The 26,770-nt window shown below is 39.2% G+C and carries 26 protein-coding genes and 1 tRNA gene; 3 read left to right on the forward strand and 24 right to left on the reverse strand.

The window, feature by feature from the left end; all coding sequences use genetic code 11:
- Positions 1–2 precede the first annotated feature (2 nt).
- The 4 genes from glmS to modA all read right to left on the reverse strand — a co-directional run bounded on the left by glmS (position 3) and on the right by modA (position 4,371).
- Positions 3–1,835, reverse strand: coding sequence for a glutamine--fructose-6-phosphate transaminase (isomerizing) (gene glmS, locus EO111_RS05605; RefSeq protein ID WP_126940417.1), 1,833 nt, complete (start codon positions 1,833–1,835; stop codon positions 3–5).
- 455 nt (positions 1,836–2,290) lie between these two features.
- Positions 2,291–2,914 (reverse strand): ATP-binding cassette domain-containing protein, encoded by a 624-nt coding sequence (locus tag EO111_RS05610; RefSeq protein ID WP_062401546.1) that lies wholly within the window; start codon positions 2,912–2,914, stop codon positions 2,291–2,293.
- A gap of 9 nt (positions 2,915–2,923) precedes the next feature.
- Positions 2,924–3,583: a molybdate ABC transporter permease subunit gene (modB, locus tag EO111_RS05615; RefSeq protein ID WP_127010960.1), complete on the reverse strand. Its 660-nt coding sequence runs from the start codon at positions 3,581–3,583 to the stop codon at positions 2,924–2,926.
- Entirely contained in the window at positions 3,580–4,371 is a 792-nt protein-coding gene (gene modA / locus EO111_RS05620; protein ID WP_062401537.1) for a molybdate ABC transporter substrate-binding protein, read from the reverse strand. The genes modB and modA overlap by 4 nt, the downstream gene beginning before the upstream one ends.
- A 148-nt stretch (positions 4,372–4,519) precedes the next feature.
- On the opposite strand from modA, the gene EO111_RS05625 reads away from it, so the two are divergent.
- Positions 4,520–5,500, forward strand: coding sequence for an AEC family transporter (locus EO111_RS05625; protein ID WP_127010961.1), 981 nt, complete (start codon positions 4,520–4,522; stop codon positions 5,498–5,500).
- A gap of 257 nt (positions 5,501–5,757) precedes the next feature.
- Here the strand turns inward: EO111_RS05625 and EO111_RS05630 are convergent, their stop codons facing one another.
- The 5 genes from EO111_RS05630 to EO111_RS05650 form a co-directional block, all read right to left on the reverse strand.
- Positions 5,758–6,054, reverse strand: coding sequence for a metalloregulator ArsR/SmtB family transcription factor (locus EO111_RS05630; protein ID WP_126937104.1), 297 nt, complete (start codon positions 6,052–6,054; stop codon positions 5,758–5,760).
- A gap of 32 nt (positions 6,055–6,086) precedes the next feature.
- The gene (locus EO111_RS05635; RefSeq protein ID WP_126940422.1) at positions 6,087–6,713 is read right to left on the reverse strand and encodes a hypothetical protein; all 627 of its coding nucleotides are present in this window, start codon (positions 6,711–6,713) and stop codon (positions 6,087–6,089) included.
- On the reverse strand, positions 6,710–8,137 hold the full coding sequence (locus EO111_RS05640; protein ID WP_164725657.1) for a DUF2157 domain-containing protein: 1,428 nt from the start codon (positions 8,135–8,137) through the stop codon (positions 6,710–6,712). The genes EO111_RS05635 and EO111_RS05640 overlap by 4 nt, the downstream gene beginning before the upstream one ends.
- Before the next feature lie 52 nt (positions 8,138–8,189).
- Positions 8,190–8,636 (reverse strand): universal stress protein, encoded by a 447-nt coding sequence (locus EO111_RS05645; RefSeq protein ID WP_009353425.1) that lies wholly within the window; start codon positions 8,634–8,636, stop codon positions 8,190–8,192.
- Between the two features lie 230 nt (positions 8,637–8,866).
- Positions 8,867–10,075 (reverse strand): MFS transporter, encoded by a 1,209-nt coding sequence (locus EO111_RS05650; RefSeq protein ID WP_062401530.1) that lies wholly within the window; start codon positions 10,073–10,075, stop codon positions 8,867–8,869.
- A 289-nt stretch (positions 10,076–10,364) separates the two neighbouring features.
- Between EO111_RS05650 and EO111_RS05655 the strand changes: the two genes are divergently transcribed.
- Positions 10,365–10,453: transfer RNA gene (locus EO111_RS05655), tRNA-Ser, on the forward strand.
- Positions 10,454–10,890: 437 nt separating this feature from the next.
- On the opposite strand, the gene uraA is transcribed toward EO111_RS05655, so the two are convergent.
- From uraA to trmB, 3 genes are read right to left on the reverse strand one after another with little or no spacing between them, the layout of a single operon-like run.
- Positions 10,891–12,168, reverse strand: a complete 1,278-nt coding sequence (uraA, locus tag EO111_RS05660) for a uracil permease (protein ID WP_127010962.1) — start codon at positions 12,166–12,168, stop codon at positions 10,891–10,893.
- A gap of 36 nt (positions 12,169–12,204) precedes the next feature.
- Positions 12,205–13,608 (reverse strand): FtsW/RodA/SpoVE family cell cycle protein, encoded by a 1,404-nt coding sequence (locus EO111_RS05665; protein ID WP_009353268.1) that lies wholly within the window; start codon positions 13,606–13,608, stop codon positions 12,205–12,207.
- A complete protein-coding gene (trmB, locus tag EO111_RS05670) occupies positions 13,595–14,269 on the reverse strand; it encodes a tRNA (guanosine(46)-N7)-methyltransferase TrmB (protein ID WP_127010963.1) in 675 nt (224 codons plus the stop codon). Before trmB ends, EO111_RS05665 begins: the two co-directional genes overlap by 14 nt.
- A 102-nt stretch (positions 14,270–14,371) precedes the next feature.
- Here trmB and queC point away from each other — a divergent pair, with 102 nt between their 5' ends.
- Complete coding sequence (gene queC / locus EO111_RS05675; RefSeq protein WP_127010964.1) at positions 14,372–15,055, forward strand: 7-cyano-7-deazaguanine synthase QueC; 684 nt, start codon at positions 14,372–14,374, stop codon at positions 15,053–15,055.
- Positions 15,056–15,100: 45 nt separating this feature from the next.
- On the opposite strand, the gene EO111_RS05680 is transcribed toward queC, so the two are convergent.
- The 12 genes from EO111_RS05680 to EO111_RS05735 form a co-directional block, all read right to left on the reverse strand.
- Positions 15,101–15,748 carry a PepSY domain-containing protein gene (locus EO111_RS05680; RefSeq protein WP_127010965.1) on the reverse strand — a complete coding sequence of 216 codons (648 nt, stop codon included), beginning with the start codon at positions 15,746–15,748 and terminating at the stop codon, positions 15,101–15,103.
- Between the two features lie 77 nt (positions 15,749–15,825).
- Positions 15,826–16,680 carry a twin-arginine translocase subunit TatC gene (gene tatC / locus EO111_RS05685; protein WP_062401520.1) on the reverse strand — a complete coding sequence of 285 codons (855 nt, stop codon included), beginning with the start codon at positions 16,678–16,680 and terminating at the stop codon, positions 15,826–15,828.
- A 1-nt stretch (position 16,681) separates the two neighbouring features.
- Positions 16,682–17,653 (reverse strand): polyprenyl synthetase family protein, encoded by a 972-nt coding sequence (locus EO111_RS05690; protein ID WP_127010966.1) that lies wholly within the window; start codon positions 17,651–17,653, stop codon positions 16,682–16,684.
- Positions 17,650–18,342 (reverse strand): ribosome biogenesis GTP-binding protein YihA/YsxC, encoded by a 693-nt coding sequence (yihA, locus tag EO111_RS05695; protein WP_009353280.1) that lies wholly within the window; start codon positions 18,340–18,342, stop codon positions 17,650–17,652. The genes EO111_RS05690 and yihA overlap by 4 nt, the downstream gene beginning before the upstream one ends.
- The gene (lon, locus tag EO111_RS05700) at positions 18,339–20,648 is read right to left on the reverse strand and encodes an endopeptidase La (RefSeq protein WP_127010967.1); all 2,310 of its coding nucleotides are present in this window, start codon (positions 20,646–20,648) and stop codon (positions 18,339–18,341) included. The genes yihA and lon overlap by 4 nt, the downstream gene beginning before the upstream one ends.
- Before the next feature lie 91 nt (positions 20,649–20,739).
- Positions 20,740–21,963 carry an ATP-dependent Clp protease ATP-binding subunit ClpX gene (clpX, locus tag EO111_RS05705; protein ID WP_009353388.1) on the reverse strand — a complete coding sequence of 408 codons (1,224 nt, stop codon included), beginning with the start codon at positions 21,961–21,963 and terminating at the stop codon, positions 20,740–20,742.
- A gap of 12 nt (positions 21,964–21,975) precedes the next feature.
- A complete protein-coding gene (clpP, locus tag EO111_RS05710) occupies positions 21,976–22,569 on the reverse strand; it encodes an ATP-dependent Clp endopeptidase proteolytic subunit ClpP (RefSeq protein WP_197413483.1) in 594 nt (197 codons plus the stop codon).
- 40 nt (positions 22,570–22,609) lie between these two features.
- The gene (gene tig / locus EO111_RS05715; protein WP_009353430.1) at positions 22,610–23,938 is read right to left on the reverse strand and encodes a trigger factor; all 1,329 of its coding nucleotides are present in this window, start codon (positions 23,936–23,938) and stop codon (positions 22,610–22,612) included.
- Positions 23,939–24,037: 99 nt separating this feature from the next.
- Positions 24,038–24,499, reverse strand: a complete 462-nt coding sequence (locus EO111_RS05720) for a CBS domain-containing protein (protein WP_009353341.1) — start codon at positions 24,497–24,499, stop codon at positions 24,038–24,040.
- A 12-nt stretch (positions 24,500–24,511) separates the two neighbouring features.
- Complete coding sequence (locus tag EO111_RS05725; protein ID WP_127010968.1) at positions 24,512–25,411, reverse strand: hypothetical protein; 900 nt, start codon at positions 25,409–25,411, stop codon at positions 24,512–24,514.
- Positions 25,412–25,425: 14 nt separating this feature from the next.
- Positions 25,426–25,905: a 23S rRNA (pseudouridine(1915)-N(3))-methyltransferase RlmH gene (gene rlmH, locus EO111_RS05730; protein ID WP_127010969.1), complete on the reverse strand. Its 480-nt coding sequence runs from the start codon at positions 25,903–25,905 to the stop codon at positions 25,426–25,428.
- Between the two features lie 47 nt (positions 25,906–25,952).
- A complete protein-coding gene (locus EO111_RS05735) occupies positions 25,953–26,765 on the reverse strand; it encodes an MBL fold metallo-hydrolase (RefSeq protein WP_127010970.1) in 813 nt (270 codons plus the stop codon).
- Positions 26,766–26,770: the final 5 nt, after the last annotated feature.

Genomic DNA, 26,770 nt, shown 5'->3' on the forward strand with positions numbered 1-26,770 from the left:
TCCTATTCTACGGTTACAGATTTTGCCAAGTTTCTTGGTTTATCTACATCAGCACCGCGAGTGATAGCTGCATAATAGGACAACAATTGCAATGGTACAACGGCTAAGATAGGCACTGTGAAAGCGTCAGTTTTTGGCACGAAGATAGTATGGTCCACATATTTCGCCAATTCTTCGTCACCTTTCATACCCACACCGATTACGATAGCATCACGAGCTTTTACTTCTTTGATGTTGCTCATCATTTTTTCACGTACCGATTCTTGTGTTGCCAAGGCGATAACAGGAATGCCTTCTTCAATCAATGCCAAAGTACCATGTTTCAACTCACCACCTGCATAGGCTTCTGCATGGATGTAAGAAATTTCTTTCAATTTCAAAGACCCTTCCATAGCTACGGCATAGTCGATTAAACGTCCTAAGAAGAATGCATCCTCTTTGTAACCATAATGGTTGGCAAAGGCTTTAATTTCGTCTACGTTTTCAAAGATTTCATGAGTTAATGTAGGCAATTCTTGTAAATTTGTCAAAATTTCGTGTTTTACTGCTTCATCGATGCGACCATTTAATTGACCTAAGTACACTGCTAATAACAATAAAGCTACTAATTGTGTGGTGTACGCTTTTGTGGATGCTACGGCGATTTCAGGACCTGCCCAAGTGTAGATTACTTGATCCGCTTCACGAGATACGGCGGAACCCACTACGTTAGTAATACCTAAAGATTTAGCACCTAAGCGTTTTGCTTCTTTCAAGGCAGACAATGTATCGCTAGTTTCACCAGATTGGCTGATGACGATGCATAAGGTATCTTCATCCGTTAATGGTGTACGGTAACGGTATTCAGAAGCGATATCTACTTCTACTGGAATACGAGCTAATTGCTCAATGTAATATTTCGCTACTAACCCTGCATGGTACGCTGTACCACACGCTGTAATCAAGATACGTTTTATACCTTTCACTGTATCTGGTGTCCAGTTTAATTCATCATACACTACTTCTGTAGCATCTTTATTAATACGACCGCTCAACGTATCACGAATCGCTTTTGGTTGTTCGTAAATTTCTTTTAACATGAAGTGCTCATAGCCACCTTTTTCAGCCGCTTCTGCATTCCATGTGACATGATAAATATCTTTTTGTACTGGTTGACCAGCTCGGTCCGTGATTGTCACGCTATCTGGTGTCACAATAACAACTTCGTTGTCGTTGATGATATATGTTTCACGAGTGCGTTGAATAATAGCTGGGATATCGGAAGCGATGAAGTTTTCCCCTTTTCCTAAGCCCACTACCAATGGATTATCTTTTTTTGTAGCAATGATTTTATTTGGTTCATCGGCACAGATCATCACCAAAGAGTACGAGCCTTCGATGCGTTCTAACATGCGACGAACTGTACTTTCAAAATTGCCATCGTACATATCGCTCAATAAGTGAGCTACTACTTCTGTATCTGTTTCAGACGTAAATTCAACACCTTTAGCCAATAATTCTTCTTTCAATGGCATGTAGTTTTCAATGATACCATTGTGCACTACGGCAAATTTGCCATCTGTACTTGTATGTGGGTGCGCATTCATATCGCTTGGACGACCATGAGTTGCCCAACGAGTATGACCGATACCAATATGACCTTGGTTAGGATCTGCTTTCACCACAGCTTCCAAATTCGCCAAGCGTCCCATTTTCTTTTGTACTTTAATTACATTATTTTCGCCTACTACGGCAATCCCTGCAGAATCATATCCACGGTATTCTAATTTCTCCAAACCTTCCAGCATAAAATCTGCTGCATTTTCAAATCCAATATATCCTACGATACCACACATGGTATATTCCTCCTTGATTAATTCATTCTTGTTGCTTCTGAAAGTAGCCTTTGTGCACCTAGTTACCTTGGTGTTTTGCTCTACCTTTACGACTGAAGCTAGCCGAGAGGCATCCGCTGAATTTCGATACTCCTCTACCTCGTCTACTGTGAAAGCTGTCTCTTTCCAGTGCTTGCGCTATTCGCCTTTACGAATTTGGTTCCTCCTTTGTATGTGTTTCGACAGTTCTCTTGATAATTCCTATGTCATTTAAAAATAGTCATAATCAGTAGTATTATACTTCATATGAGCTGTTACTGTAAAGAAATAAACACATATGCCCCCAAAACATTGAAGGACACATGTTCGTATCACAGCACAATGATACTAGCATATCCTCCTAAATAGGGGAAAAGTAATATAGAGGAACGCTGACCTAAGTGTATCAACATTCCTCTATTATGCTATCATGCTATTTACGCCTCTTCTGCAATCATCCCATCACGACACAACAGTCGATGATTCCCTACCGCAGCAGCCTCTTCTTCACTGTGCGTGACCCATAAGCAGGGGATAGCCCATTCAGAAATAATAGCTACTAAATCTTGTTGCAACTGAGCACGTAAGTTCACATCTAACGCCGTAAGCGGTTCGTCTAGGATAAGTAATACTGGTTTTGAGTACAGTGCTCGTCCTAAGGCCACCCGTTGTTGCTCCCCACCAGATAAGCCTTTGGCTTTCTTCTTAAGATGTGGTGTCAATCGCAAACGCTCCACAATATGATCGAATAGCTCTGGAGAACCTTGTTTACTGTACCGAATATTCTCCTCTACAGTCATATGAGGAAATACAATATTGCCTTGCGGCATATAGCCAATGTGTCGTTCTTGGGTAGGTACGCCTGTTCCCTTTTCGAACCATACCTCATTATTGGCTGTAATCCTACCTTCTTTTGGCGTCAACAATCCACACAAAGCTTTCAAAAATGTAGATTTTCCACTTCCAGAAGGGCCCATCAATGTAGTAATGCCTTCTTGTAATGTGCCTTGGGCTTTCACAACAAAAGTCCCTCGTTCTATGACGATATCAAAGGAAATCATAGTACCTCCTTACCGATTTGAGAAGAGGGAACCTTTGGTTAGACCTTGAATGGCCCACACAAGCCCCAATGTTAAAATACAAATATAAATCACTAATTCAAATGCACCGTTATAATCGCCAAATTCTACGAGAGAATAAATGGCTAATGGCATAGTTCTCGTCACACCTGGAATATTTCCAGCGATCAAAATAGTAGCCCCGAATTCACCAAGTCCACGCGCAAAACACAGAATGGAACCGCTGAGGATTCCTTTCCACGCCAATGGCAAGGAAATCGACCAGAACACGCGAAATTCGGAGGCTCCCAAGGTGCGAGCTACATCTTCCATATCGCTATCAATGGCAGCTAAGGCTGTTCGCACTGATTGATAAAATAACGGAAAGCTCACCACTGCAGATGCAATAATAGCGCCTATCTTAGAGAATACCACACGAATTCCGTGAGATTCTAACCAAGCGCCAAAGGCATTACCTGGCGTGAATATGATGAGTAGCACAAAGCCTAATACCACCGGTGGTAATACCAAAGGCAGTGTAAAAAAGGAATCAATTAAAGATTTCCCTGGAAAGGCATAGTGTTTCATCACATAGTTCAAACTTAGCCCGAAAATAGCGTTAATTATAAGTGCTATGAATGCGACTTCTATGGATAACTGTAAAGCTATCATTTTTTAGTAGGCTCAGCGAATCCCCATTTAGCCAATACTTCGCTAGCTTCTTTACTTGTTAGGAACGCATAGAAATCTTCTGTTAATTTATTTTGGTTCTTTTTCACCACACCGATAGGATACTCAATTGGTGCATGTAATTTAGCATCTACTGTTGCAGAAATATCTACTTTATCTTTCAATGCCAATGCATCAGTTTTATATACAAATCCTACATCAGCTGCGCCTTCAGCAATATACGCACCGACTGCTTTTACGTCTTTCGCAAATACAATATTCGGTTCTACTGCATCCCACAAATTAGCTTTTGTTAAAGATTCTTTTGCATATTTACCAGCTGGCACTGTTTCTACTGTACCGATAGCTACGCGTTTTGCATTCGCAATATTGTCTAATGTCACAGCCTCTTTACCTTTTGGTACGATCATTACCAATGTGTTTGCTACGAATGGGCGGATATTATCCATTAAACCTTTTTCATTTAATTGATCCATATTCTTTTTGTTCGCAGAAATAAAGATACTGGATGGCGCACCCTCTTCAATTTGTTGACGTAAAGTGCCAGAACCTGCATAGACAATATTCACTTGTTCAGGTTTTAAGTTATGTTTTTTCACATAGTCTGCTTTTAACTCTTCCAATGCTCCTTGCATACTAGCTGCTGCAGATACAGTGATGGTTTCATTCGTGGATGGTGCTGTAGACGTCGTTGTTCCTTGTTGTCCACCGCAGCCAGCTAAGGCTAACATACCTGCCATAACTAAACCCATTAACCAATTACGCTTCATAATGATATCCTCCCTAATTTAAATATATACACTTAGAAGCTTACTACATATTCTCATTATACTAGAAAAACAACACTGCGCCAAATAATTTTAGTCACATGTGGTACAATAGATGTGACAACTATACTACATAAGGAGGCTATGCATTATGGAATTATTTTTTCACATCATACTGACTAGTATCGTCCCCATCCTATTACTCACACTGATGGGGGTTCTCTTAGACCGATGGTTTCACCTCGATTTACGAACGCTAAGCAAACTAAATTTTTATTTATTTTTACCAGCCTATATTCTAAAATCTTTTTATGTCACCAATTTAACCCATGAAAGTTTTGAAATATTCGCCTGTGCTTTCATTATCTTATTTGCCAACTCCGCCCTAGCTGGCATCGTAGCAAAATGGCAAGGCTATGACTTAGGAAAAACAGAAATTGTTCGCAATGCAGTGATGTTTTCCAACATTGGTAACTTAGGAGTAGCCTTAGGGACTTTCGTCTTTGCCAATGATCCATACATCATCGATGGATCTACCCCCTATTTACATGATGGGGTTATCGCTATTATCGCTACTTTTATTATCCAAACTGTATTCTGTAATTCCTTGGGATTCTATCAAGCTGGCAAAGGAAAGTTAACCACTGCAGAATCTTTACGTACTATCTTACATATTCCTATCATTTATTGCGTACCTATATCTATCATAGCTCATTACTACATTCCTATCGATTTCACCCAAACCATTATATGGGGGCCTTTAGATATTTTTGGGCGCTGCTTTGTTGGTGCCGCTATGCTGACTCTAGGAGTACAGTTGAATCGAACACCTTGGAACTTTATCAAAAAAGATGTAATGATTACATCTTTCTTGCGGTTAATCGCAGGTCCTGTATTAGCATTAATTGTAGTACTTCCTATTACCATGTACTACACACCACTAAGTGCTATTGCAGCGCAAAGCATTATCATCGCTTACGCAGTCCCATCTGCAGTAAACACTGCCCTCATGGCAGTGGAGATGAACAACAATCCAGAACTAGCTACGCAAATCGTACTAGCTACTACAGTTCTTTCTTCTTTCACCATGCCACTGGCAATTTTATTGGCCTACTATGTATTTCCCTTATAACTAATACTATGATACGTCAATTCGCTTATACAGGCACACTACATAAATTCTGTATAAATAACGTATAAATACTATTTAGATAGACAACCTAGCATTCTAGATACGTACTCATACACAAGAACTACTACGATATATTCCATCCTTACATAAAAACATACAATAATAAAACCCTATTCAACACTACATCAGTACAATGTTGAATAGGGTTTTTCCATGCAAAAAGGGCTGCTTTCGCAACCCTTCTACATGTTCTACACTTATTGATGTCCCACGTGTTCTAATCCTTGACGAATAAGAACAATTACATGGTCATCATTTAAGCGATACCAAGCTGTTTTTCCTTCTTTTCTAAATGTTACAAGTCTTGCTTGACGCAACACACGCAACTGATGAGATATAGCTGACTGGCCCATATCCATAGCATCTGCAATTTCAGTTACACACATTTCTTTCTGAAGCAGATGTCTAACAATACGCAACCGCGTTGGATCACCAAGGACCTTAAATAGTTCAGCTAACAATTGTGTTTCCAACTCTTGTTGATTTGTTTCCATCTTAACCTCGCTATCATATAGTAGTCCGTCCTCTAATTAGAGTTCGGTATTACTATTATATCATCTTTTTCTTGTTCTGTATCACCAATTTTTTCCAAAAGAACTCGTGAATCTTTTTCTTGATCCACTACGCTCTCTGGCGTAGCTAATTCCAATGGTACCCCCTTGGCATAAACACCAGTGACGACTCCATAGCCATCACGTAATTTCAAGGTGCCAATTAAAGTACCACGATAATTGGTATAAAACTTACTATCTACCTTGCTAAGGTCTACTTTCACACGATTGAAAGGAATTGAAAACTCCACTACACCATGATCAAATCGTTTCACATTAGCCCGAATGTATTCTTGATCTTTTGGAGTTTCATCAGTGGCGGATACCACTTGCAATACACCAGACTGTTTAGGTGTTACAACAATATATACTTCATGTCCTACTTCTGGAGTTTGCTTCCCTTCCCAATTCGCATAAGACCCTAAAAACTCTATCTCTAAGTAATCTGACGGAACCCATCCAATATGTCGACTTACTTTCACAGGCCATTGGTATTCCGCACCACCTTGTAGCAAGGTCGTATATCGTTGTTGAATATAGAATTGACTTAGCAAGGCAACGATAGCAGCCAGAGCAAAGACAATCCATTTTTGATATCTCATCGTTCTTCCTCCTTCACTACACCCTCAGAGTCTACTACTTTCACGTCCTTTGATATAACTTGCTCTCCTAACGTGAATTCCTCCACTGTTGGATCTGTTGACTGACGACGAGCTTGTCGAACACGCTGATTTACCTTAACCCTTTGTAGTCGTTTACGCCATAAATATAAGGCATTGATACCTAATACAATGCCCCCTAACACTAAGAACGATACACCTCGCTCCACAAAAGTAAAGCTAGGATCAAAGAATCGAGCACCAAACATAGCAATTAGCGTCAAAATACTACTATTCAATAAGCTCACCTTTTTCACCAAGGTGCCACGAATAAAAGTCCCTAAAGCTGCTACTAAAATATATGCATTAAATAGGATGGACGTCAAAATAGGTGTCGCCCCAGAGACAGTGACCACATAGCATCCAAAGATTACAAAAGGAATCAATCCGATAGTGCTTTCAATACGCTTAGCTAATACTAAACGACGCAATACAAGAACTGCTATGCCTAAGCTCAATACCATGCAAAACCATAGCCACCATGCCATGGTGCTTTCACCAATGCGCATCCATGTACTAATGTAAGTACCTTCCACAATGGTGTACAACAGAGCAATGGCACCTACGCCTTTACAAGGAAGTGCTAAGAGGGCAATTTTCTTTTCTAATGTTCCTAAGCCGTAGGTAACGGCGCCCAATACACTAATAAAAAATAAATTCATTTGTGGCTCATAGGTGGATAAGATGAAGAATACTTCACCAAAAATGGCACCAATAAAGGCCCAAGATACAGATACTAACAAGGAATCTTTCGACCCTTGATACTTACCAAATCTACGGATATAGTATGGTACTGCTACTAATAAAAGTCCTCCCACTGCTACAGGCCCTACCCAAGTATTTAAAGGATGGCTAGAAAAACTCCACCCCAATACACCAATAAGATACAAAATCATACCTAGAGCCGAATCCAAGACATAAATAATCGGCAAGGCACAGCAAAGAATGATAAGCACATATAGCCCCATATGCTCGCCTGTATAGAAAGTATCTGCTACCAACAAAGTAGTGGCTGTCAACAGTCCCATATAAATAACAGTAATGCTTTCTGCTATCATGCTAGCTGGCTTTGCTTTCCATACACCACCACCGACCACAGCAATAGCTAATAACAAGATTGCCAAGGACCAATCAAATCGTCCATTAGGTGAAAAACCATACCAGTATCCCGCAAAAAGCAAAATAATTCCCAACAAAATAAGTATAGCTCCAGCTAAAACTGTAATTAATCGTGTCCAAGATGGGCCCTCTTTAGGGATAAAACCGTACTTTGCTTGTAGCTGATGGCTCTGTTCTTCTGAAATAATTCCCTCTTCTTTCCATTGGTCAAGCTCTTTGTGCAACCAATGTATATGTTTTACATTCATATGCCTCTCCATAAAAAAAGGCTTTGCTCAGAGAACAAAGCCTTATATCCTATTATTTAACAATCAATACTGGACATGTGGAATGACTAGTTACATAACTACTTACACTACCCATAAATAAACCTTTTAAAGGTCCCAATCCACGGCTCCCCATAACAATTAAGTCTGCATCATATTTTTTAGCTACCGCTAATACAGCAGGTCCAGGAGACCCTACTTCAAAGACGCATTTAACTTTCATATCAGCTGGTACCTCTTCTGCTACTTCGCTCAAGATTTTTTTACCTGTTTCTTCCATATCTTCAGCAATTTGTTCAGATACATAACCACCACTGATTGGAGTTTGGTCAAAATTAGAAATTGCGGATACAATGTTTGCTACGTGCACTAAAATCAATTCCGCATCATTACGTTTAACAATTGCCAATGCATGTTCTAACGCTCTTTTACCATTTTCCGATCCATCTGCAGGAACAATTATTTTTTTATATTCCACCATAGTAAGACCTCCTCCATATTGTCACTGTGCTACTATGTAACTTGCCTATATCACTATAATTCGACATAGACTTGAAAATTCCTTTTCTTTACTCTTATTGTCTCACAAAATCTGAATCTTCGCAAATGAAACTTGCGTCACGATAATATCTTTATGGTGTTCTTTGGACATGCCACTTTTACATTATGTTCCTCAAAGTTATAAGGAGTACCTCATAAAAGCGTATATTCTTATTTTAGTCGAATTAATGACAATAAAATAGCTCCAATAATTGGGGAGATGGACAATGCCATTAAGGCTGTTTGGTAATTGCCAGTAGCTGTTAATACTGTGGACAAAATGATAGGTGCTGTGAGTGCGCCAATTTGGTTAAATAGATTTACGAACCCTGCTGTGGTACCTCTTAGTTCTGGTGGTGCTGCTTGGATAATGATAGCATTGGTTAATGGGCTATACATAAATGCTCCCATACCTAATAGAGGGGCTGTAATGTATAACATATCTGGATTGGTTGTGTTCGCAAAGATTAGCAAAGCTGGAGAGAACAAAAACATAACGATGGCCGCTAAATAGTTTCGTGGTAAAGAAATTCTATCTGAAATGAATCCGATAGTCGGTTTGGCAATCACTGCTGCAATACCGTAAATACTCATAATAGCGCCTGCAAAGATAGGTGTCACATGCAATTGTTTCACTAAATACAAGTTAGCCCAAGTGGTAACACCCCAAGTAGTGCCTGTTGCGAAAAATCCCATCACTGCTAACAATAAAATGTTGCGGTTTGTTCCTACAAAACGTAAGCTTTGTGCTAATGACATGCACCGTGGCTCTGTTCCTTGTACTTCTACTGTATGGTTCTTTCTGAAAGCTTGTACTTCTTTCACCGTAAACAAAGCTAAAAAGAATACTAGTAATGGCAATAAAGCGGTAATTAAAAATGCCATTTGCCATCCGTAATGAACAGCCACAAATGGTGCATATCCGTTAACCACGGTAATCCCAAATGATGTACAACTCATGAAAATACCTACAGCGGTACCACGTTGTTCTGCACTGAAATGCTCTCCAATAGCTTTCAAACAAGCAGATTGTACAGGGCCTGATACAATACCTAATAAGAAGCGCAACACTAAGCCATATTCATAACTTTGCACAGTACTCATAAGCCCCGTTACAATAGCCATAGCCACTAAACTACCTAAGATAGATTTACGATAGCCAAATCGATCCGCTAACAGACCTCCTGGTAATACAGTCAATGCATAACCAAAATAAAAAGCCGTCAAATACGACGTTCCTTGTTGCGCTGTAAAATGTAAGGCCTCATTTACAATTGGCATCAACGATGACCATGATAAGCGCATCACAAAACTTAACAAAAAAGTTAACCACAAAGTCAGCAGTATACCTGTTTGTGTAAGAGTAAACCCTTTTTTCATGTAATACCTCCTATGGAATACCACAAACCTATTTATACAGATCTAATCTGCATAAAATTATAACATATGCACCTTAAATTCACATCTTTATTCTTTAATTATACTTTGACTGATTCTATGGTGTAAAGCTAGCATGACAGCATACTACAATAATTCATGCGTATCTCATAACACCTATTCTTCAGAATATTTGAAAAAACTCTTCTAAAATAAGCACTACAAATATACATCATATTCTGATTGACAAAAGGTCTAGTTCAATGATAGACTATATCTAGTTTTTATATTTGGAGAGGTGTCCGAGTGGTTTAAGGAGCTGGTCTTGAAAACCAGTGACTCCGCAAGGGGCCGTGGGTTCGAATCCCACCCTCTCCGCCACAATAAGCTGTTATCAACATGATAACAGCTTTTTTATTTCCCCGTAGAATCGCAGTTCTGCGTAGTAGCCCTGTGGCGCTCCTTACTATCTACATTACATAAACTCAAGAAGAGCACGGTGTGCTGTAAACAAACTATGATAATGTCACGTTCATTTATATCATAATTACATATGCCCTAAAAGAGCACGGCATGTTCCTGAAGAAACATTATGAAATACCGTTTCTGAAAGAATGTGCCGTGCTCTTTCCCCCGTAGAATCGCAGTTATGCGTAGTAGCCTCGTGGCGACCCTTACTATCTACATGACACAAACACAAGAAGAGCACGGTGTGCTCCGAACAAACATTATGAAATACCGTTTGTGAGGAGTATACCGTGCTCTTCCTTTTTATCATATTCAATTAATAACGCCACAGGCTACATAGGGGAGCAAGATTAGTCTTTGAGTTCCGCATTTCCAAGTCCTGTTTTACGGAAGATAGCAAAGATAACGCTCAATAAGATGGCAGTTACTGTTGCCAATCCCATACCTTGCAATACCACTGGGCCGATCGCTAATTTAGCACCGCTCAAGCCGATAACTAGTACTACAGAGGTTAAAATTAGATTAGAAGATTTTGTATAATCCACTTTGCGTTCTACCAACATACGTAAACCAGAAGCAGCGATGATACCGAATAGTAAAATACTTACACCACCCATAACTGGAACTGGAATGGCATGAATTAAAGCTGCAACTTTACCAACGAAGGAGAACAAGATAGCAAGTACTGCTGCACCAGCAATAACGAAGGTACTGAATACACGTGTAATCGCCATAACACCGATATTTTCTCCATATGTTGTATTCGGTGTAGCACCAAATAAACCGGATAACACATTAGATAAACCATCTGCAAATAAAGAACGGCTCAATCCTGGATCTTTCATTAAATCACGACCAATGATATTACTTGTTACTACAATATGACCCACATGTTCTGCAAATACTACGAATAAAGCTGGCATAACCATTAGGATAGCATTGATATTAAATTCTGGCTCATAGAATTGAGGGAATGCAAACCAAGGAGCATTGGCTACGCTTGCGAAATCTACTACTCCCATGATTGCAGCAGCTACATAGCCAGATACCACACCAATTAATACTGGAATCACTGCAAAGAATCCACGGAATAATACGGTGCCCAAGATTGTCACAGATAAGGAAAATAAGGATAAAAATAACGCTTGCTCATGAGTCATGCCAAAGCTTTGCCATTGATCTCCAATGATACCTGCCATACCCATAGCTACAGGGGCAACTTCTAAACCGATAACCGCAACAATCGCGCCCATTGCGGCAGGAGGGAATAATACATCAATCCATTTAATACCAATGAATTTAACTAACAAAGCCAATAGCATAAAAGACACACCAAAGGCAATAAAACCACCTTGTGCTGCTCCATAGGTCATGCCAGAGGCTACCACAGCACCTACTGGTCCAATGAAAGCAAAGCTAGAACCTAAATAGGAAGGAATCTTTCCTTGACAAATTAATACGTATAAAATAGTTCCAATACCGTTCATGAACAGGGACGTCGCTGGGTCAACTTTCAATAAGAATGGTACTAATACAGTAGCCCCAAACATAGCAAATAAATGCTGAAAACTAAGTGGCAATAACTTAGCGAAAGACGGGCGTTCGTGAACATCAATAAAATCTTTCATGGTGCATCTCTTTCTGTGTGAATCACACTTAAAACATTAAGACTTAGGTTGAAAACGATGGCGCGTTTCTTCGCCAATGGACGGCAAATGACGTGTCGTTCCTATTTGTTTGCGTGCATATTCATTACGGCGCGCAATATTTAATAATATTCCTATGACAGCAAAATTTGTCACCAAAGAGGATCCCCCATAACTGATAAATGGTAAAGGTACCCCAGTTACTGGTAGCATTCCCACCACCATAGCAATATTAAAAAATGCTTGAATTGTAATAAAAAATGTAAGACCTACCGCTAATACTTGACCTAATAAATCTCTAGATTGACGAGCAATGGAAAGTCCATATTTTGTAAACCAAAGAAATAAAAAGATAACCAAGCACACACCTAATAAGCCAAATTCTTGTGAGAAAATAGAAAAAGCAAAGTCTGTATGAGCCTCTGGCAAATAATTATATTTGGAAATTCCCTTTGTAAAGCCTTCGCCCCAAAATCCACCAATCGACACACTCAGTATGCTCTGTGTCACTTGATATCCATTAGCTGTAGTATCTGACCATGGATCATAATAGGCACGAACCCGATCCAGTCGATAGGACACAAAAGCAATTAAGGGATACGCAATAGCTAGTACAACACCAAATGCTATACCTAGATATTTCCTATGCCCTTTATAATAGCCTACGCAAAAGGTCATGATCACGGGAAAACTGAAAATTAATACAGCTGTTCCCATATCTGGTTGAAACATAGTAATGAAAGCATACACAAAAGGAACTGTAAATACAGCTGGCACTAATAAGTTAGGGTGAAATATCCCCGGTGTACCTCGCAGGGCCTTCCACAGGGCATTTAGTTTTCCTATGACACGATTCCACCAACTCCAAAGTCCATGTAACCGTGTATTCCCACCCCAATCATAATATTCATACAAGTACATTCTCCCATGCTTTTTCACATGTCTATCAATACTATAGGCCGCCCAAATAATAGCTGCTAGTTTAGCAAATTCAGATGGCTGTAATGTCATTCCATAAGGCAATCCAATCCAACGTCGCGCACCATTAGCGCCATGCCCTAAGAAGGGTAAAAATACAATGAGCAACAAAAAAAGTAAAAACAAAAACATCTTTAGTTGTACCTTTGAGTCTGCCCATTTACGGTAATCAAACAAATAGAATCTCCAGGCTACAAGAATACCAGCCCCTAGAAAGACTAGTTGTTTACCTAATAAGAACCAAAATGGTTTCCAATTATCTCCCCCTTGTAGGGTCGTAGTATAGGTAGCACTGTAACCATTAAAAAATCCTATTAAAATAATCCCAAAAAGAGGCACTAATATACCTTGTCCATCATGCTTAATAATACTACGATAAAAAGATCGAATATTTTGCCATACACTAGATGATGGCTTAGATGAAGTATGACTATTTTCCTGCATCTGTCGTATCACTTCCTTTAGCTGGCTTAATAGCCTCTAAGCGGAAAATTGGCTGCCCTTTGGCACTAAATTTTTCCTCATATTCTGTGCGCACATTAGGCATATCCGTACTATGTAAGTCATAACTTACATTTTTTAATGTCCAACCAGAGTTTTCAAACTCCTCCAAAGAGAACATAAACAAGCCTTCATTATCTGTTTTAAAGTGGATTTCTCCATTTTCCTTCAATAATCGTGCATATCGATCTAAGAAGGTGTGATAGGTCAATCTACGTTTCGCATGCTTAGCTTTTGGCCATGGATCACAGAAGTTAATATAGAACCGGTCTACCTCTCCTGGTGCTACTACTTCTTCAATCCCCGCAATATCAAATAAGCTCACTTTACCATTCTCAGCTTGTTGTTCAAATAACTTTTGAGCGGCATAGTATAGCACTCCAATTTGCACTTCAAAGCCCACAAAATTTGCTTCTGGATGGGCTTCACACATACCAGCAATGAACTTGCCTTTTCCCGTCCCTAATTCCATATATAAAGGTTTAGATGGATCTGCAAAACTTTCACGCCATTTTCCCTTGAAAACTTCGTGATTCTCTAGTACAGTATATGTATTATATTCTAGGATTGCTTCATCAATCCATGGTTTTCTACGTAAACGCATACTATCTCCTTTTATAACAATCTTATCCTTACTATTATAGTACATCATCTGTTCTATGTCAGTACTCACTTATAATTTTTTTATTTCCATGAAAGGTTTCCTATGAAAGCATTAGTATTATCCAGTGGCGGGGTAGATTCCACCACTTGCTTAGCTATGGCCATCGACGCCCTTGGCTCAGACAATGTGAGCGCCTTGTCCATTTGGTATGGGCAAAAGCATAAAAAAGAATTAGATTCCGCCAAAGCCATTGCCAACTATTATGGTATTCCTCATTATGAACTGGACCTGACTCAGGTAATGTCCTATTCCAACTCGTCCCTCTTATCTTCTTCTACTGAAAGCATCGATCACCGTACCTATGGTGAACAAATTGCCCAAACCGGCTCAGTATCCACCTATGTGCCGTTCCGAAATGGCTTAATCTTATCCATGGCGGCTAGTCTAGCTCTCAGTCTATATCCAGAGGAAGAAGTGACCATCTATATCGGCGCCCATGCTGATGATGCTGCAGGCAATGCGTACCCAGACTGTCGACCTGACTTCAACCATCATATGAATGAAGCCATTTACATCGGTTCTTATAACAAAGTGCGCCTCTATGCTCCTCTCAATGATATGAACAAATCCCAAGTCATACAAGAAGGATTGCGTTTACAGGTTCCTTACCACCTTACCTGGTCTTGTTATGAAGGCGGCTCTACCCCATGCCATACATGTGGCACATGCCGTGATAGAGAACAAGCTTTCACTGATAATGGTATGGTAGATCCATTATTACAATAGAAATAACACAAAAAAGCTATTCAACCTTTTTGGATTGAATAGCTTTTATCCTTCTTTAGTCACTTCGATTACCTGACTGGAATTAGCATCAATAACAACATGCATAATGTCACCGTTCACATCTAATACCATATGGTATCTAGCCACATATTCTTTTGTTTCAAGTTCCCATCGTATTAGACGAGCACTACTACCTAAAATAGTAATAGCCACTTGCTTTGCCTCATCAGGATTAATTACATTTCCTAAGTCGATAGCTGTAGATTCTTTTAAATTTTCTGGTGCTGTATCTACTTCTGCACTTAGAACTTGGCCAGTGGTTGCATCAATCATCACACTATGACCAGCCTCCGAAGAAACACCTGCTACTTCGTAGCTTTTGCGTCCATCTTGTTCTGCAAAGGTTATCCCTTTAATTTGCGCCGTTGGATATTGTTTTTTATACAGATTAACTGCCCCTTTGGCATCTACCATAATAGGGTCAGGTCCATCATTAGCTTCTACCTTATCTGTTGTGGGCACAACTTTTGTTTCTGGTAAAGCCACCTTTTTTAGCTTAACAGTGTCCGCATCCATCGATGTGGACTCCATAGATATACTATTTTGCTTGGCATTATACCAATACCATGTGCCTACTGCAGCAGATATAATAGCACAAATACTCAGGATACCTATGATTATTTTTCGTCTCATATTACATCCTTTATATACACTAATTAGTCTCTGAATCAGTATACACTATAATTATGAACATAATATGAACCAAATGCTCATACTTTTACAATATATCGTAATACACCATAACTAATTTCATAGAGTAAAATCATAGGTCCCGCAATCATAGTTTGTGATAACATATCTGGGGTCGGAGAAATAGCTGCACCGATAATAAAAGCCAAGAGAATAAACATTTTCCTATATTCCCGTAATCGATCAGATGAAAGAATACCCAGTACACCCAAAGCAATCAAAATAAGCGGCAGTTCAAACGTAATTCCGAAGGGTAAAATAAAGGCAATCACAAAATCGATATATTGCCCTATAGAAAATAATGGTTGTAATTCATCTGTACCAAAGCCAATAAAAAACTGAATAGCCATAGGCAATACTAAGTAATATGAAAATAGTACACCTACCACAAATAAGACCACCGCTGTAGGCACCACCATAAAAGTGACCTTCTTCTCGCCTTTCGACAAGGCCGGTACAATGAAAGCCCAAATCTGATAAAACCATACAGGACTAGATACAATACAACCTGCTACTAAGGAAATCTTCATATATGTAAAAAAGGCTTCTGTTGGTTTTGTATAATATAATTTTCCTGCTGGTGCCACTAAAATTTGCAGAATATCTTCCACATAATAGTACGCCCCCAAGGTACCTATAATAATTGCCACTATAGCGATTACTAAACGTGTGCGAAGTTCACTTAAGTGATCCACCACAGACATGGAGGACGCCTCTTGCATAAGTTTCGCTTCTGTTTCTGTATAGGTATCCTGTTGCAACAAGGCGTCTTGCTCTACCTGTTGTTGAGCAAGACGCTTTCTTTGTTCTATGACACTATTCAAGGATGGACGTTTGGCACTCATTTCAAAGTTTTTTACTTGAAATTCTTTCATACTACACCTTACGGTTCGACAATTTCTCAAGAACAGTTTGCAAAATATCTTTTCCTTTGAAAGATGGTAGTTGTTGTAGGGCTGTCTCCGCTTGTTTACGATATGTTGCCTCAAGAGCTAAGGCTTGATCGATACCACCTTTAGCCGTCACATACTCCATCAATTCCTTTGTATCTTTTCCATTGCGAATGTCTTCAATCATATTCGTTACATGCGTTGTATTGTCAGGAGTTACGACAGACAATAAAGGATAGGTCAAAATACCTTCTTTTACATCTTTACCGACTGGCTTACCTGTAGTGACTGTTTGCTCACGATAGTCCATTACGTCATCAGTAATTTGGAAAGCCATGCCTAAACCATGACCATAGGTGCGCAATAATGAAATATGCTCCTCTGACCATCCACCAAGAATGCCACCTAATGCTAAGCAACCTTCAATGAAATCTGCTGTTTTCTTTTGTGTTTTTAGTAGGTATCTTTCTGTACCTTGATCTAATCGGTACACATCTTCCATTTGCATAAATTCGCCTTCTACCAAGGCAGAAATAATTTCAGAAAAAATGGTTAAACATGGAATGGACCCGATTTCAGCTACAATACCAAATGCTTTAGCAAATAAATAGTCTCCACTAAGAATCGCCACTTTATTGCCTTTTGTGCAATGAATAGACGTAACTCCTCGGCGTACTTCTGCTTGGTCTAACACATCATCATGAATGAGTGTAGCCAAGTGCAGCATCTCAATAGCTGCCGCCATACGCACTCTATCTTCTTGATTAGAATCTCCACTCAAAGCAATCAACAAACACAATTGCGCCCGTAATCGCTTGCCGCCCCCTGCGGAAAGAGGACGAATGAGTGCATTAAAATCTTCTGCACCAGTTTGTAGAGATTGTTGCAAATATGTTTCTACACGCTCTAAATCTTTAGATACGCGCAGTTTCATTTGTGCATCTGTAAGAATACTCATTCCTCTTCCCCCAATAAGACTGCATTAATACGTGCTAATAAACGATCACGACCTGTATGCTTTAAAGAGCTGTACAAAATTGGTGGATACCCTGTTGGGTATCGCTCTTCAATAGTTTTTAACTGTTTTTGTCGCTCATTCATTTTTAACTTATCCGCTTTTGTTACCACAATTTGTAAAGGTACTCCGTGTGATTGCAACCAATCAAAGGCCTCCTGGTCAATGGGCAACTCTGGATGACGCCCATCAATGAGTAAACAAAGTAGCATCATCCGTTCGCTTTGTAAAATGTAATTAGCAATAAAAGAAGACCAAATATTCGTATTGGAGCCACCTGTTTTAGCATATCCATACCCTGGCAAATCCACTAAGAACCAATCAAAACGACGTTCCATATCATCTGGTAAATCTTCTTTTGATTCTATACTAAAAAAGTTGATCGTTTTCGTTTTACCCGGCGTACCACTGACCAGTGCTAATCCTCTATAATTACATAAAGAGTTAATCAAAGAAGATTTTCCCACATTGGATCGTCCCAAGAAGGCGATTTCAATGGTATCACCTTCTGGGTATTGATCCGCCTTCACCGCAGACGCTATATATTTTGCTGCGATGATGCGTGGACCTGTTATCTCTTTTCTAGTATACACTGGTTTTGGATGGCGTTTTACTGCTGGTTTTTTCTTCATAGTAATGCCTTTTCTAATACTTGTTCCATCGTTTTTACAGGAGTAATAAGCAATCCTTCTTTTACGATATCTGGTAAGTCTTGAATATCCTTTTTATTACCTTCAGGAATAAGCACTTCTTTCACTCCATAGCGAAGTGCAGCTAATAATTTTTCTTTTAAACCACCGATTGGCAAGACTCTACCACGTAAAGTAATTTCACCTGTCATGGCAATATCAGATCGTACTTTTCTACCGGTTAACGCAGATACAATAGCCAAGGTCATCGTAATCCCTGCAGATGGGCCATCTTTAGGCGTAGCCCCTTCTGGTAAGTGCACATGAATATCCAGTTCCTTATGGAATTTTTCTGGCAATTTCAATTCTTTTTGACGATGACGAATGTAGGACATAGCCGCTTGACCAGATTCTTGCATCACTTTGCCTAAACTACCGGTTAAATTTAATTTCCCTGTGCCTTGCATAGTTGTCGCTTCACATGGCAATACCACGCCACCTACAGAGGTCCAAGCAAGACCATATACAAGACCTGCTTGAGCTTGTTTTTCACGAGACTCTTCTACAAATTTAGGGGTACCTAAATAATCTTCCAAATTCTTTATCGTTACTTTTGGTGCTTTTTCACCTTCTGTAACCACAGCAAATGCCAATTTACGGCAAATTTTAGCAATTGTTTTTTCTAGGGTACGTACACCAGCTTCACGAGTGTATTCTGAAATCACACGTTTTAACACGGCATCGGATAGTTTCACTCCTTGCTCTTGTAAACCATGTTTTTCAATTTGTTTTGGCACTAAGTAGCGTTTAGCAATTTCTAGTTTTTCTTCCTCTGTATAGCTGCTGAGCTCGATGATTTCCATACGATCCAATAATGGTCTAGGAATATTCCCTGCTACATTAGCAGTGGTAATCCAAAATACATCAGAGAAGTCAAATGGAATTTCAATGTAATGGTCACTGAATGTACTGTTTTGTTCAGGGTCCAACACCTCTAATAAGGCAGAAGATGGATCCCCTTTATAATCAGATGCTAACTTATCAATTTCATCAAGCAAGAATACAGGGTTTCGAGTACCAGCATTCTTTAGTCCTTGAATCATACGACCTGGCAAGGCTCCTACATAGGTACGACGATGCCCACGAATTTCAGCTTCATCTCGAACACCACCTAAGGAAGCACGGATAAACTTACGATTCATTGCTTTTGCAATAGAACTTGCCAAGGATGTTTTACCCACCCCTGGAGGCCCTACTAAACACAAAATAGAACCGCCTTGTTTGCCAGATAACTTGCGCACTGCCAAAAATTCTAGAATCCGTTTCTTGATTTTTTCTAAACCATAATGGTCACCATCAAGCACCTCGCTGGCTTCTTTCAATTCCAAGCGATCCTCAGACAGGGTATTCCAAGGGAGCTGCAATAACCAATCAATATAATTACGCAAAATATTGGATTCTGGCATCATTTGTGGCATACGACTATAGCGCGTAATCTCTTTGTCGATACGACTATGGATATCTTCTGGCAACTCTAATTTCGCCAGCTCTTCTCGTAACTCTTCTGCCTCTTGATCAGGATCCATTTTATCACCTAATTCATCATGGATAATACGAATCTTTTCACGCAAGAAATATTCTTTTTGTGCTTTTTCCATAGATTGACGAACTTGGTTATTGATAGAGTTTTCCATATCATTGATTTGCAGTTCTGTATTTAATACACCAACTACCATATTCAATCTACGGCTAACAGATAACTCTTCTAAAATGCTTTGACGCACCTTTGTTTGGATAGGTACAAGAAAGGCTACCTGATCTGCCCATTCACTAGCATCAGCACTGCCTAATACTTGGTCCAATCCTTCATCTGTTGTTGGTTTAATAACCTCTACCCATTGAGCAAATTTAGATTGCAAAATGCGACGATATGCTTCTTCTTCCATTGGGTCTTCATGAATAACCTCTAATGGTGTTACAACGGCTTCGTAAAAAGGTTCAGTACTTAGAATAGTATCAATGTTAACACGTGTCACACCTTCTACTAAAATACGAACTACACCACCTGGCAAACGAAGCATTTGATTTATTTTAACAATTGTCCCTACACGACCTAACTCTTCTAATGTAGGACTTTCGATACTTTCATCTTTTTGAGTAGATACCACTAAATATTGATCTTTATCCATAGCTGCCTTTACAGCTTGTACAGATGTAGTACGACCAATATCTAATTGTGTTACTACTTTGGGAAATACGACCATTCCACGTAAGGGAACCATCGGTAATGTCATAGGTTTAGTTTCCATTGAACCCCCAGTACTATATGATAAAAAGAAACCCATTCCGCCTATGAAATGAGTTTCTTTGCCTTTACTATCTGATTTCTTCAGCGTGGACTCATTTATTGAGTATTGGCTCTTCTTCGCCACGAACCGCTTTATCTGTTACGATGCATTCTTTTACATCTTTCATAGATGGTACTTCATACATCACACGTTTCATAACTTTTTCGATAATGGCCCGTAATCCGCGTGCTCCCGTATTGCGTTCTAAGGCTTCTTTCGCAATCTCACGGAGTGCATCTGATTCAAAGACTAATTTTACATCATCTAAAGACAGCATTTTTTCGTATTGCTTAGTCAATGCATTTTTAGGCTCTGTCAAAATTTTAATTAATGCCTCTTCATCAAGTGGGCTGAGCGTAACCATCACTGGCAATCGTCCGATAAATTCAGGAATTAATCCGAATTTTTGTAAATCTTCTGGTACGACTTCTTTTAAAATAGAGGCTACATCTTGTTCCTCTTTCTTTTGAATGTCTGCACCAAAACCTAATGTTTTTTTCGCAGTTCGTTTCGTGATCACTTTTTCCATGCCATCGAAAGCACCACCGCAAATAAACAAGATATTTGTTGTATCTAAGTGTAACATCTCTTGATTTGGATGTTTCCGTCCCCCTTGTGGTGGCACAGAGGCTACTGTTCCTTCTAGGATTTTCAGTAATGCTTGTTGTACCCCTTCACCAGATACATCACGAGTAATGGACGGATTTTCTGATTTGCGAGCAATTTTATCGATTTCATCAATGTAGATGATACCGCGTTCAGCTAGCTCTATATCATGGTCGGCAGCTTGGATCAGTTTAAGAAGAATATTCTCTACATCTTCCCCTACATAGCCTGCCTCTGTCAAACTAGTAGCATCTGCCATAGCAAATGGTACTTGTAACATTTTTGCTAATGTTTGAGCCAATAATGTTTTACCACTACCAGTAGGTCCAATAAATAATACATTGGACTTTTGTAGTTCCACATCATCGATGACATTATCATGTTGCAAACGTTTGTAATGATTATATACGGCTACAGCCAAGGAAACTTTAGCGTCATCTTGACCAATTACGTATTGATCAAGATGAGCTTTAATCTCTTTTGGAGTCGGGATATCGTTTAAATCAAACGTCTCCGGTAGTTCTTCAATTTTGTCTTCCTCAATAATATGTTGGCATACATCAATGCATTCATTACAAATGAATACATTAGGGCCCGCTATTAATCGTTCGACTTCTGTTTCTGCTCTACCACAAAAATTACAACGTCTTTCTTTATCGTCTTTATTCAAACCCCTGTCTCCTTATTTTTCTGTTGAAGATGGACGAGTTAACACTTCATCAATTAAGCCATATCGTTTTGCATCTTCTGCAGACATGAAATTATCACGATCTGTATCTTGTGCAATCACCTCAATAGGCTGACCTGTATGATGTGCTAACACGCCATTCAATTCTTCTCGCAAACGCAATATCTCACGAGCATGAATTTCAATTTCAGAAGCTTGCCCTTGGACACCGCCCAATGGTTGGTGAATCATAATACGAGAGTGAGGCAATGCATAGCGTTTACCAGGTGCTCCCGCTGTGAGCAACAATGAACCCATACTAGCCGCTGAGCCTACACAGATTGTAGACACATCAGGTTTAATGTACTGCATAGTATCGTAAATCGCCATACCTGCTGTTACCACACCACCTGGGCTATTGATGTATAAATGAATATCTTTATCTGGATCTTCAGATTCTAAGAACAGCAATTGCGCTACGATACTATTTGCTACCGTATCATCAATGGGGCCACTTAATAGAATAATTCGATCTTTCAATAGACGAGAATAAATATCGTAGGATCGCTCACCACGACCAGTTTGCTCTACTACGATTGGCACATACATAGACATCTAACACCTCTTATACATGTACCTGCATTAGCAATTATTCAGCTTTTTCAGCACCTTTAGCATTCTCTATGATGAAACGAGCTGCTTTTTTACGTGCTACAGAACTTGCTAACATAGATACACGACCTTCTTTTACAATGATATCGTATACTTCTTTAGGGTCAGCACCAAATTGTTGGGACATAGCAAAGATTTCATAGTTCATATCTTCTGGAGTAACTTGAACGTTTTCTGCTTTTGCAATTTCATCTAATACTAAGTCAGCGCGAACGTTTTCAGCTGCTGCGGCTTTATTTTCTTCACGTAATGCTTCGATAGTTTTGTTAGAGAATTTTAAGTAGTCTTCCAATTTCAAACCACGGCCTTCAAGATTCATTGCTAATTCTTGAACCATTTGCTCAGCACGGTCTTCAATCATGATTTCAGGAATATCTACTGTTGCATTTTTAACAGCTAGTTCCACTAAACCTGCATTGTATGCGTCAATAGCGCGACGTGCAGCATCATCTTCCATACGTTTGCGAAGATCTGCTTTGAATTCTTCTGCTGTATTGTATGCTGGTTCAGTTTTACCTTGACCTACAGATACGGAACGTACGAATTCATCAGTGATTTCAGGCAATTCTTTACGTTTAATATCATGGATATGACATTCAAATTTTGCTTCTTTACCAGCTAATTCTGCTACGAAATAGTCTTCTGGGAAAGAAACAGTGACAGTCACATCCTCACCAGCTTTGTGACCGATTAATTGATCTTCAAAGCCAGGGATGAAGCTGCCAGATCCGATTTGTAATGGGTAGGATTTACCTTCACCACCATCAAATGCTTCACCATCGATGAAACCTTTAAAATCGATTGTTGCAAAATCATCCTTTTGTACAGTTGCATCTGCTGGGGCTGCTACCATTTTAGCTTGTTGGCTACGGATATTATTTAATTGTTCTTCTACTTGTTCGTCAGTAACAGTAGCATCTTGTTTTTCTACTTCTAAGCCTTTGTAGTCGCCTAATGTAACTTCTGGTTGTTTAACTACTGTAGCCTTGAAAATCAAATCTTTACCTTCTTCGAATTGTTCACGATCGATTTCTGGCTCACTAACAGGAATAATTTCATTTTCACGAAGTGCTTCTGTATAAGCACGACCTGCTAATAATTCAAACGCTTCTTCAGCGATAGCTTCTTTACCATAGTTCATTTCCAAAATTTTACGAGGTGCTTTACCTTTACGGAAGCCTGGAATATTAACTTGACCAGCGATGCGTTTTACAGCTTGTGCAAAGCCTTTTTTCACATCTTCCGCTGGAATTTCGATTGTAATAGATACCTTGTGCTGATCAACAGCAGTTACAGTTGCTTTCATGAAACTATTTCCTCCTTAGGGTATAGTACACCCAAATTATAAGTTTTAATATTGCATTCTTAATATTATCATAAAGTTGTCAATAGTGCAATTATTTCCCTATTTACCTTGTTCTTCAGCAATAAGTTTCATAATATCATGACGGCTTACCATACCAACTAGATGATATGCATCATCAACAACTGGTAAGTTTTTTAAATGCTTTTCTACCATAGCTCCTACAGTCACTTCTACTTCTGCATCTGCATAGGCAGTAATCACTTCTGTAGTCATGATTTCTTCAACATGAGTAGCCATTAATTTTTTAAATTGTCCATCGTATTCACCGATGCCACCATAATAAATATTAGCACCTAAGATATTGATATAATGTGGCGCATGAGGACGAACTTTTTTATACAACAAATCCCCTTCCGACACAATACCGATTAATTTATTCTCTTCATCTACGACAGCAATGGCTGTTAAATTGTGTTTTACCATCAATTTAGCTACATTTGTAATTTGTTCATCTTTACCAACAGTAATTGGATATTTGTTCATAATCTCTTGTAATGTCATGGTTAAATCCTCCTATTTCATATATACATATGCAGCAAAGATAGCAATCACTATCGCTGTTACAACCAAAATGGCAGTCAAACTTTTACGGTTACCACCATCGCCCCCTTCTTGAGTTCCGATGTGGTTTCCTTCCTCATCATAAGCATGACGATATTGCCCTTCTAAATCCACGTAATCTGTTACATCTTCTATTTTCGCTTGTTGACGTAATTCTTGCAATCGCTTTCTACGTTCTTCTACATCATTTGTTACAGAATGAACCTGTACTTTCATCACATCTTCTCGTAACCCTTCGAGGCGAGGTACCATTAATTGTAATCGTTCCACTAACAATTTATTGATATCTACACAAGTACTCAATGCTGTCTGATGTAGGAATAAAATATGCACAGTCTCCTCTTCAGATACAGTGTGCTTGCTCTCTAGCATAGCTTTTACCACATCTGTTTCCTTTGCAAGCATATCCACCACTGTAGAAATATAATAATCTACACGATCAAAAATTTTATTCAATTCTACATTCTGTTCTAATAATTCTTGTTTACGATGCAATAAATAGGCAGGATTACCACCAGAAGTTTCCATTTGATGAATCATATTAGCCATATCTATATAGGTATCTAAAACGGTACAAATCGTAGCTGTCACATTTTTATACTCACGTATATTATCCCTAACCATACTATGATGTTCGTCTAATGTCTCAGATTGCCCTATTTCTTTTAATTCGACAAAGAGCGCCTCATATCCTTGTACCAAATTTTGGATTTCACCTTCAATGGCAAGAATATCTTCCTTCCCTTCGGTTAATTCTGTTTTATAATGCCCAATAAATTCAGGATCCTCCAAGGGTAGTTCCTGTATATCCGCTGACACATAAGTAATTCCTTTTTCAATTGCACTTGCCATGCATATCTCCTTTCTTACCAATGATATGGTTCATTTCGATTAATTTTACAAGCTCTATATAATTGTTCCACCAGTACGAGACGCACCATTTGATGGGTGAAAGTCATGGGACTAATGGATAATTTCCACTGTGCCCGCTGTCGTAATTCTTCAGACACACCAAAGGCTCCACCAATACAGAATACCATCTCGCTATGTCCTTGCACTTCTAATTCACTAATTCGTTTTGCCAATTCCTCTGAGCTCATTTGTTTGCCGTACACATCTAGCAACACAACAAAGGCTTGGGGATTGCAATATTTCAATAACCGTTGCCCTTCATCATAGAGTGCTTTTTGCTTATCTGATGGGCTAGGTTTATCTCCTAATTTACTTTCCGGCAGTTCTGTAATCGTCACACCCCCATAGGGTTGCAATCGTTTAACAAATTCCGCCACCCCTTCCCGCAAATAAGGTTCTTTTAACTTTCCTATACAATAGATAGAAAATTTCATACTATCATATCTCCTAAGATGTTTACTATATTTCAAACTAAGGCGTTTTATGTATGATTAGATATACCAATCGAAGTATACTCTTTGGGATCCCCATGATATGCAGTAAATCCCATTTGCCCTTGTGTTTTACACCACTTTAACAAACGCTCTGATAATTGTTCTACTAAGTGGAGAGAATTATTCTGCTCTGAACGATGGGCAAAAATAACTTCCATATTCTTAGGTCGTCTCAAGGCTGATAATACTTTCATAGCCGTCATATTACATAGATGACCTGCATGACTCTTCACTCGACGTTTTAAATCTGGTGAGTATGGTCCATATAACAACATATGCTCATCATAGTTGGCTTCCAATACCAACAAATCTGTATCATGTAGATGCTCTAGCATCTCCTTTGATACCATGCCTGTATCCGTTAATAAAGCTGCTTTTGTCTGCCCTTTATAACAAGTGATACCAATGGGATCTACCGCATCATGACTCGTAGAAAATGGTTGCAACACCATATCTCCTATGGTTACTTCTTTCGTCCCTAACGTTTGAAAGCACTCTGCAGATACGCTAAATTTATCCATAAGACGCCGTGCTGTATTAGGTCTTGTGATAATAGGTAAACCCATTTGCTTAATCATTTGTGGTACCCCTGCAATATGGTCAGAATGTTCATGGGTAATAACAATCCCTTCTACCATATGTTTGGGTATCTCTAAATCCTGCAAAGCATTAGTAATCCTTCGGCAACTAATACCTGCATCAACAATCACTGCACTGTGAGAACTGCGAATAATGGTGCAATTCCCTTTACTACCGCTAGCTACGACATGAACTTCTAACTCTTTATTTTTTATCGTCATTGTTC

Source organism: Veillonella sp. CHU594 (genome assembly GCF_003992265.1).
Taxonomy (GTDB): Bacteria; Bacillota; Negativicutes; order Veillonellales; family Veillonellaceae; genus F0422.

Excerpts from the sequence above, each read along its gene's own strand:
- glmS (WP_126940417.1), bottom strand. The coding sequence starts at position 1,835 with ATGTGTGGTATCGTAGGATATATTGGATTTGAAAATGCAGCAGATTTT.
- EO111_RS05610 (WP_062401546.1), bottom strand. The coding sequence starts at position 2,914 with ATGATTTCCTTTGATATCGTCATAGAACGAGGGACTTTTGTTGTGAAA.
- modB (WP_127010960.1), bottom strand. The coding sequence starts at position 3,583 with ATGATAGCTTTACAGTTATCCATAGAAGTCGCATTCATAGCACTTATA.
- modA (WP_062401537.1), bottom strand. The coding sequence starts at position 4,371 with ATGAAGCGTAATTGGTTAATGGGTTTAGTTATGGCAGGTATGTTAGCC.
- EO111_RS05625 (WP_127010961.1), top strand. The coding sequence starts at position 4,520 with ATGGAATTATTTTTTCACATCATACTGACTAGTATCGTCCCCATCCTA.
- EO111_RS05630 (WP_126937104.1), bottom strand. The coding sequence starts at position 6,054 with ATGGAAACAAATCAACAAGAGTTGGAAACACAATTGTTAGCTGAACTA.
- EO111_RS05635 (WP_126940422.1), bottom strand. The coding sequence starts at position 6,713 with ATGAGATATCAAAAATGGATTGTCTTTGCTCTGGCTGCTATCGTTGCC.
- EO111_RS05640 (WP_164725657.1), bottom strand. The coding sequence starts at position 8,137 with ATGAATGTAAAACATATACATTGGTTGCACAAAGAGCTTGACCAATGG.
- EO111_RS05645 (WP_009353425.1), bottom strand. The coding sequence starts at position 8,636 with ATGGTGGAATATAAAAAAATAATTGTTCCTGCAGATGGATCGGAAAAT.
- EO111_RS05650 (WP_062401530.1), bottom strand. The coding sequence starts at position 10,075 with ATGAAAAAAGGGTTTACTCTTACACAAACAGGTATACTGCTGACTTTG.
- uraA (WP_127010962.1), bottom strand. The coding sequence starts at position 12,168 with ATGAAAGATTTTATTGATGTTCACGAACGCCCGTCTTTCGCTAAGTTA.
- EO111_RS05665 (WP_009353268.1), bottom strand. The coding sequence starts at position 13,608 with ATGCAGGAAAATAGTCATACTTCATCTAAGCCATCATCTAGTGTATGG.
- trmB (WP_127010963.1), bottom strand. The coding sequence starts at position 14,269 with ATGCGTTTACGTAGAAAACCATGGATTGATGAAGCAATCCTAGAATAT.
- queC (WP_127010964.1), top strand. The coding sequence starts at position 14,372 with ATGAAAGCATTAGTATTATCCAGTGGCGGGGTAGATTCCACCACTTGC.
- EO111_RS05680 (WP_127010965.1), bottom strand. The coding sequence starts at position 15,748 with ATGAGACGAAAAATAATCATAGGTATCCTGAGTATTTGTGCTATTATA.
- tatC (WP_062401520.1), bottom strand. The coding sequence starts at position 16,680 with ATGAAAGAATTTCAAGTAAAAAACTTTGAAATGAGTGCCAAACGTCCA.
- EO111_RS05690 (WP_127010966.1), bottom strand. The coding sequence starts at position 17,653 with ATGAGTATTCTTACAGATGCACAAATGAAACTGCGCGTATCTAAAGAT.
- yihA (WP_009353280.1), bottom strand. The coding sequence starts at position 18,342 with ATGAAGAAAAAACCAGCAGTAAAACGCCATCCAAAACCAGTGTATACT.
- lon (WP_127010967.1), bottom strand. The coding sequence starts at position 20,648 with ATGGAAACTAAACCTATGACATTACCGATGGTTCCCTTACGTGGAATG.
- clpP (WP_197413483.1), bottom strand. The coding sequence starts at position 22,569 with ATGTATGTGCCAATCGTAGTAGAGCAAACTGGTCGTGGTGAGCGATCC.
- tig (WP_009353430.1), bottom strand. The coding sequence starts at position 23,938 with ATGAAAGCAACTGTAACTGCTGTTGATCAGCACAAGGTATCTATTACA.
- EO111_RS05720 (WP_009353341.1), bottom strand. The coding sequence starts at position 24,499 with ATGACATTACAAGAGATTATGAACAAATATCCAATTACTGTTGGTAAA.
- EO111_RS05725 (WP_127010968.1), bottom strand. The coding sequence starts at position 25,411 with ATGGCAAGTGCAATTGAAAAAGGAATTACTTATGTGTCAGCGGATATA.
- rlmH (WP_127010969.1), bottom strand. The coding sequence starts at position 25,905 with ATGAAATTTTCTATCTATTGTATAGGAAAGTTAAAAGAACCTTATTTG.
- EO111_RS05735 (WP_127010970.1), bottom strand. The coding sequence starts at position 26,765 with ATGACGATAAAAAATAAAGAGTTAGAAGTTCATGTCGTAGCTAGCGGT.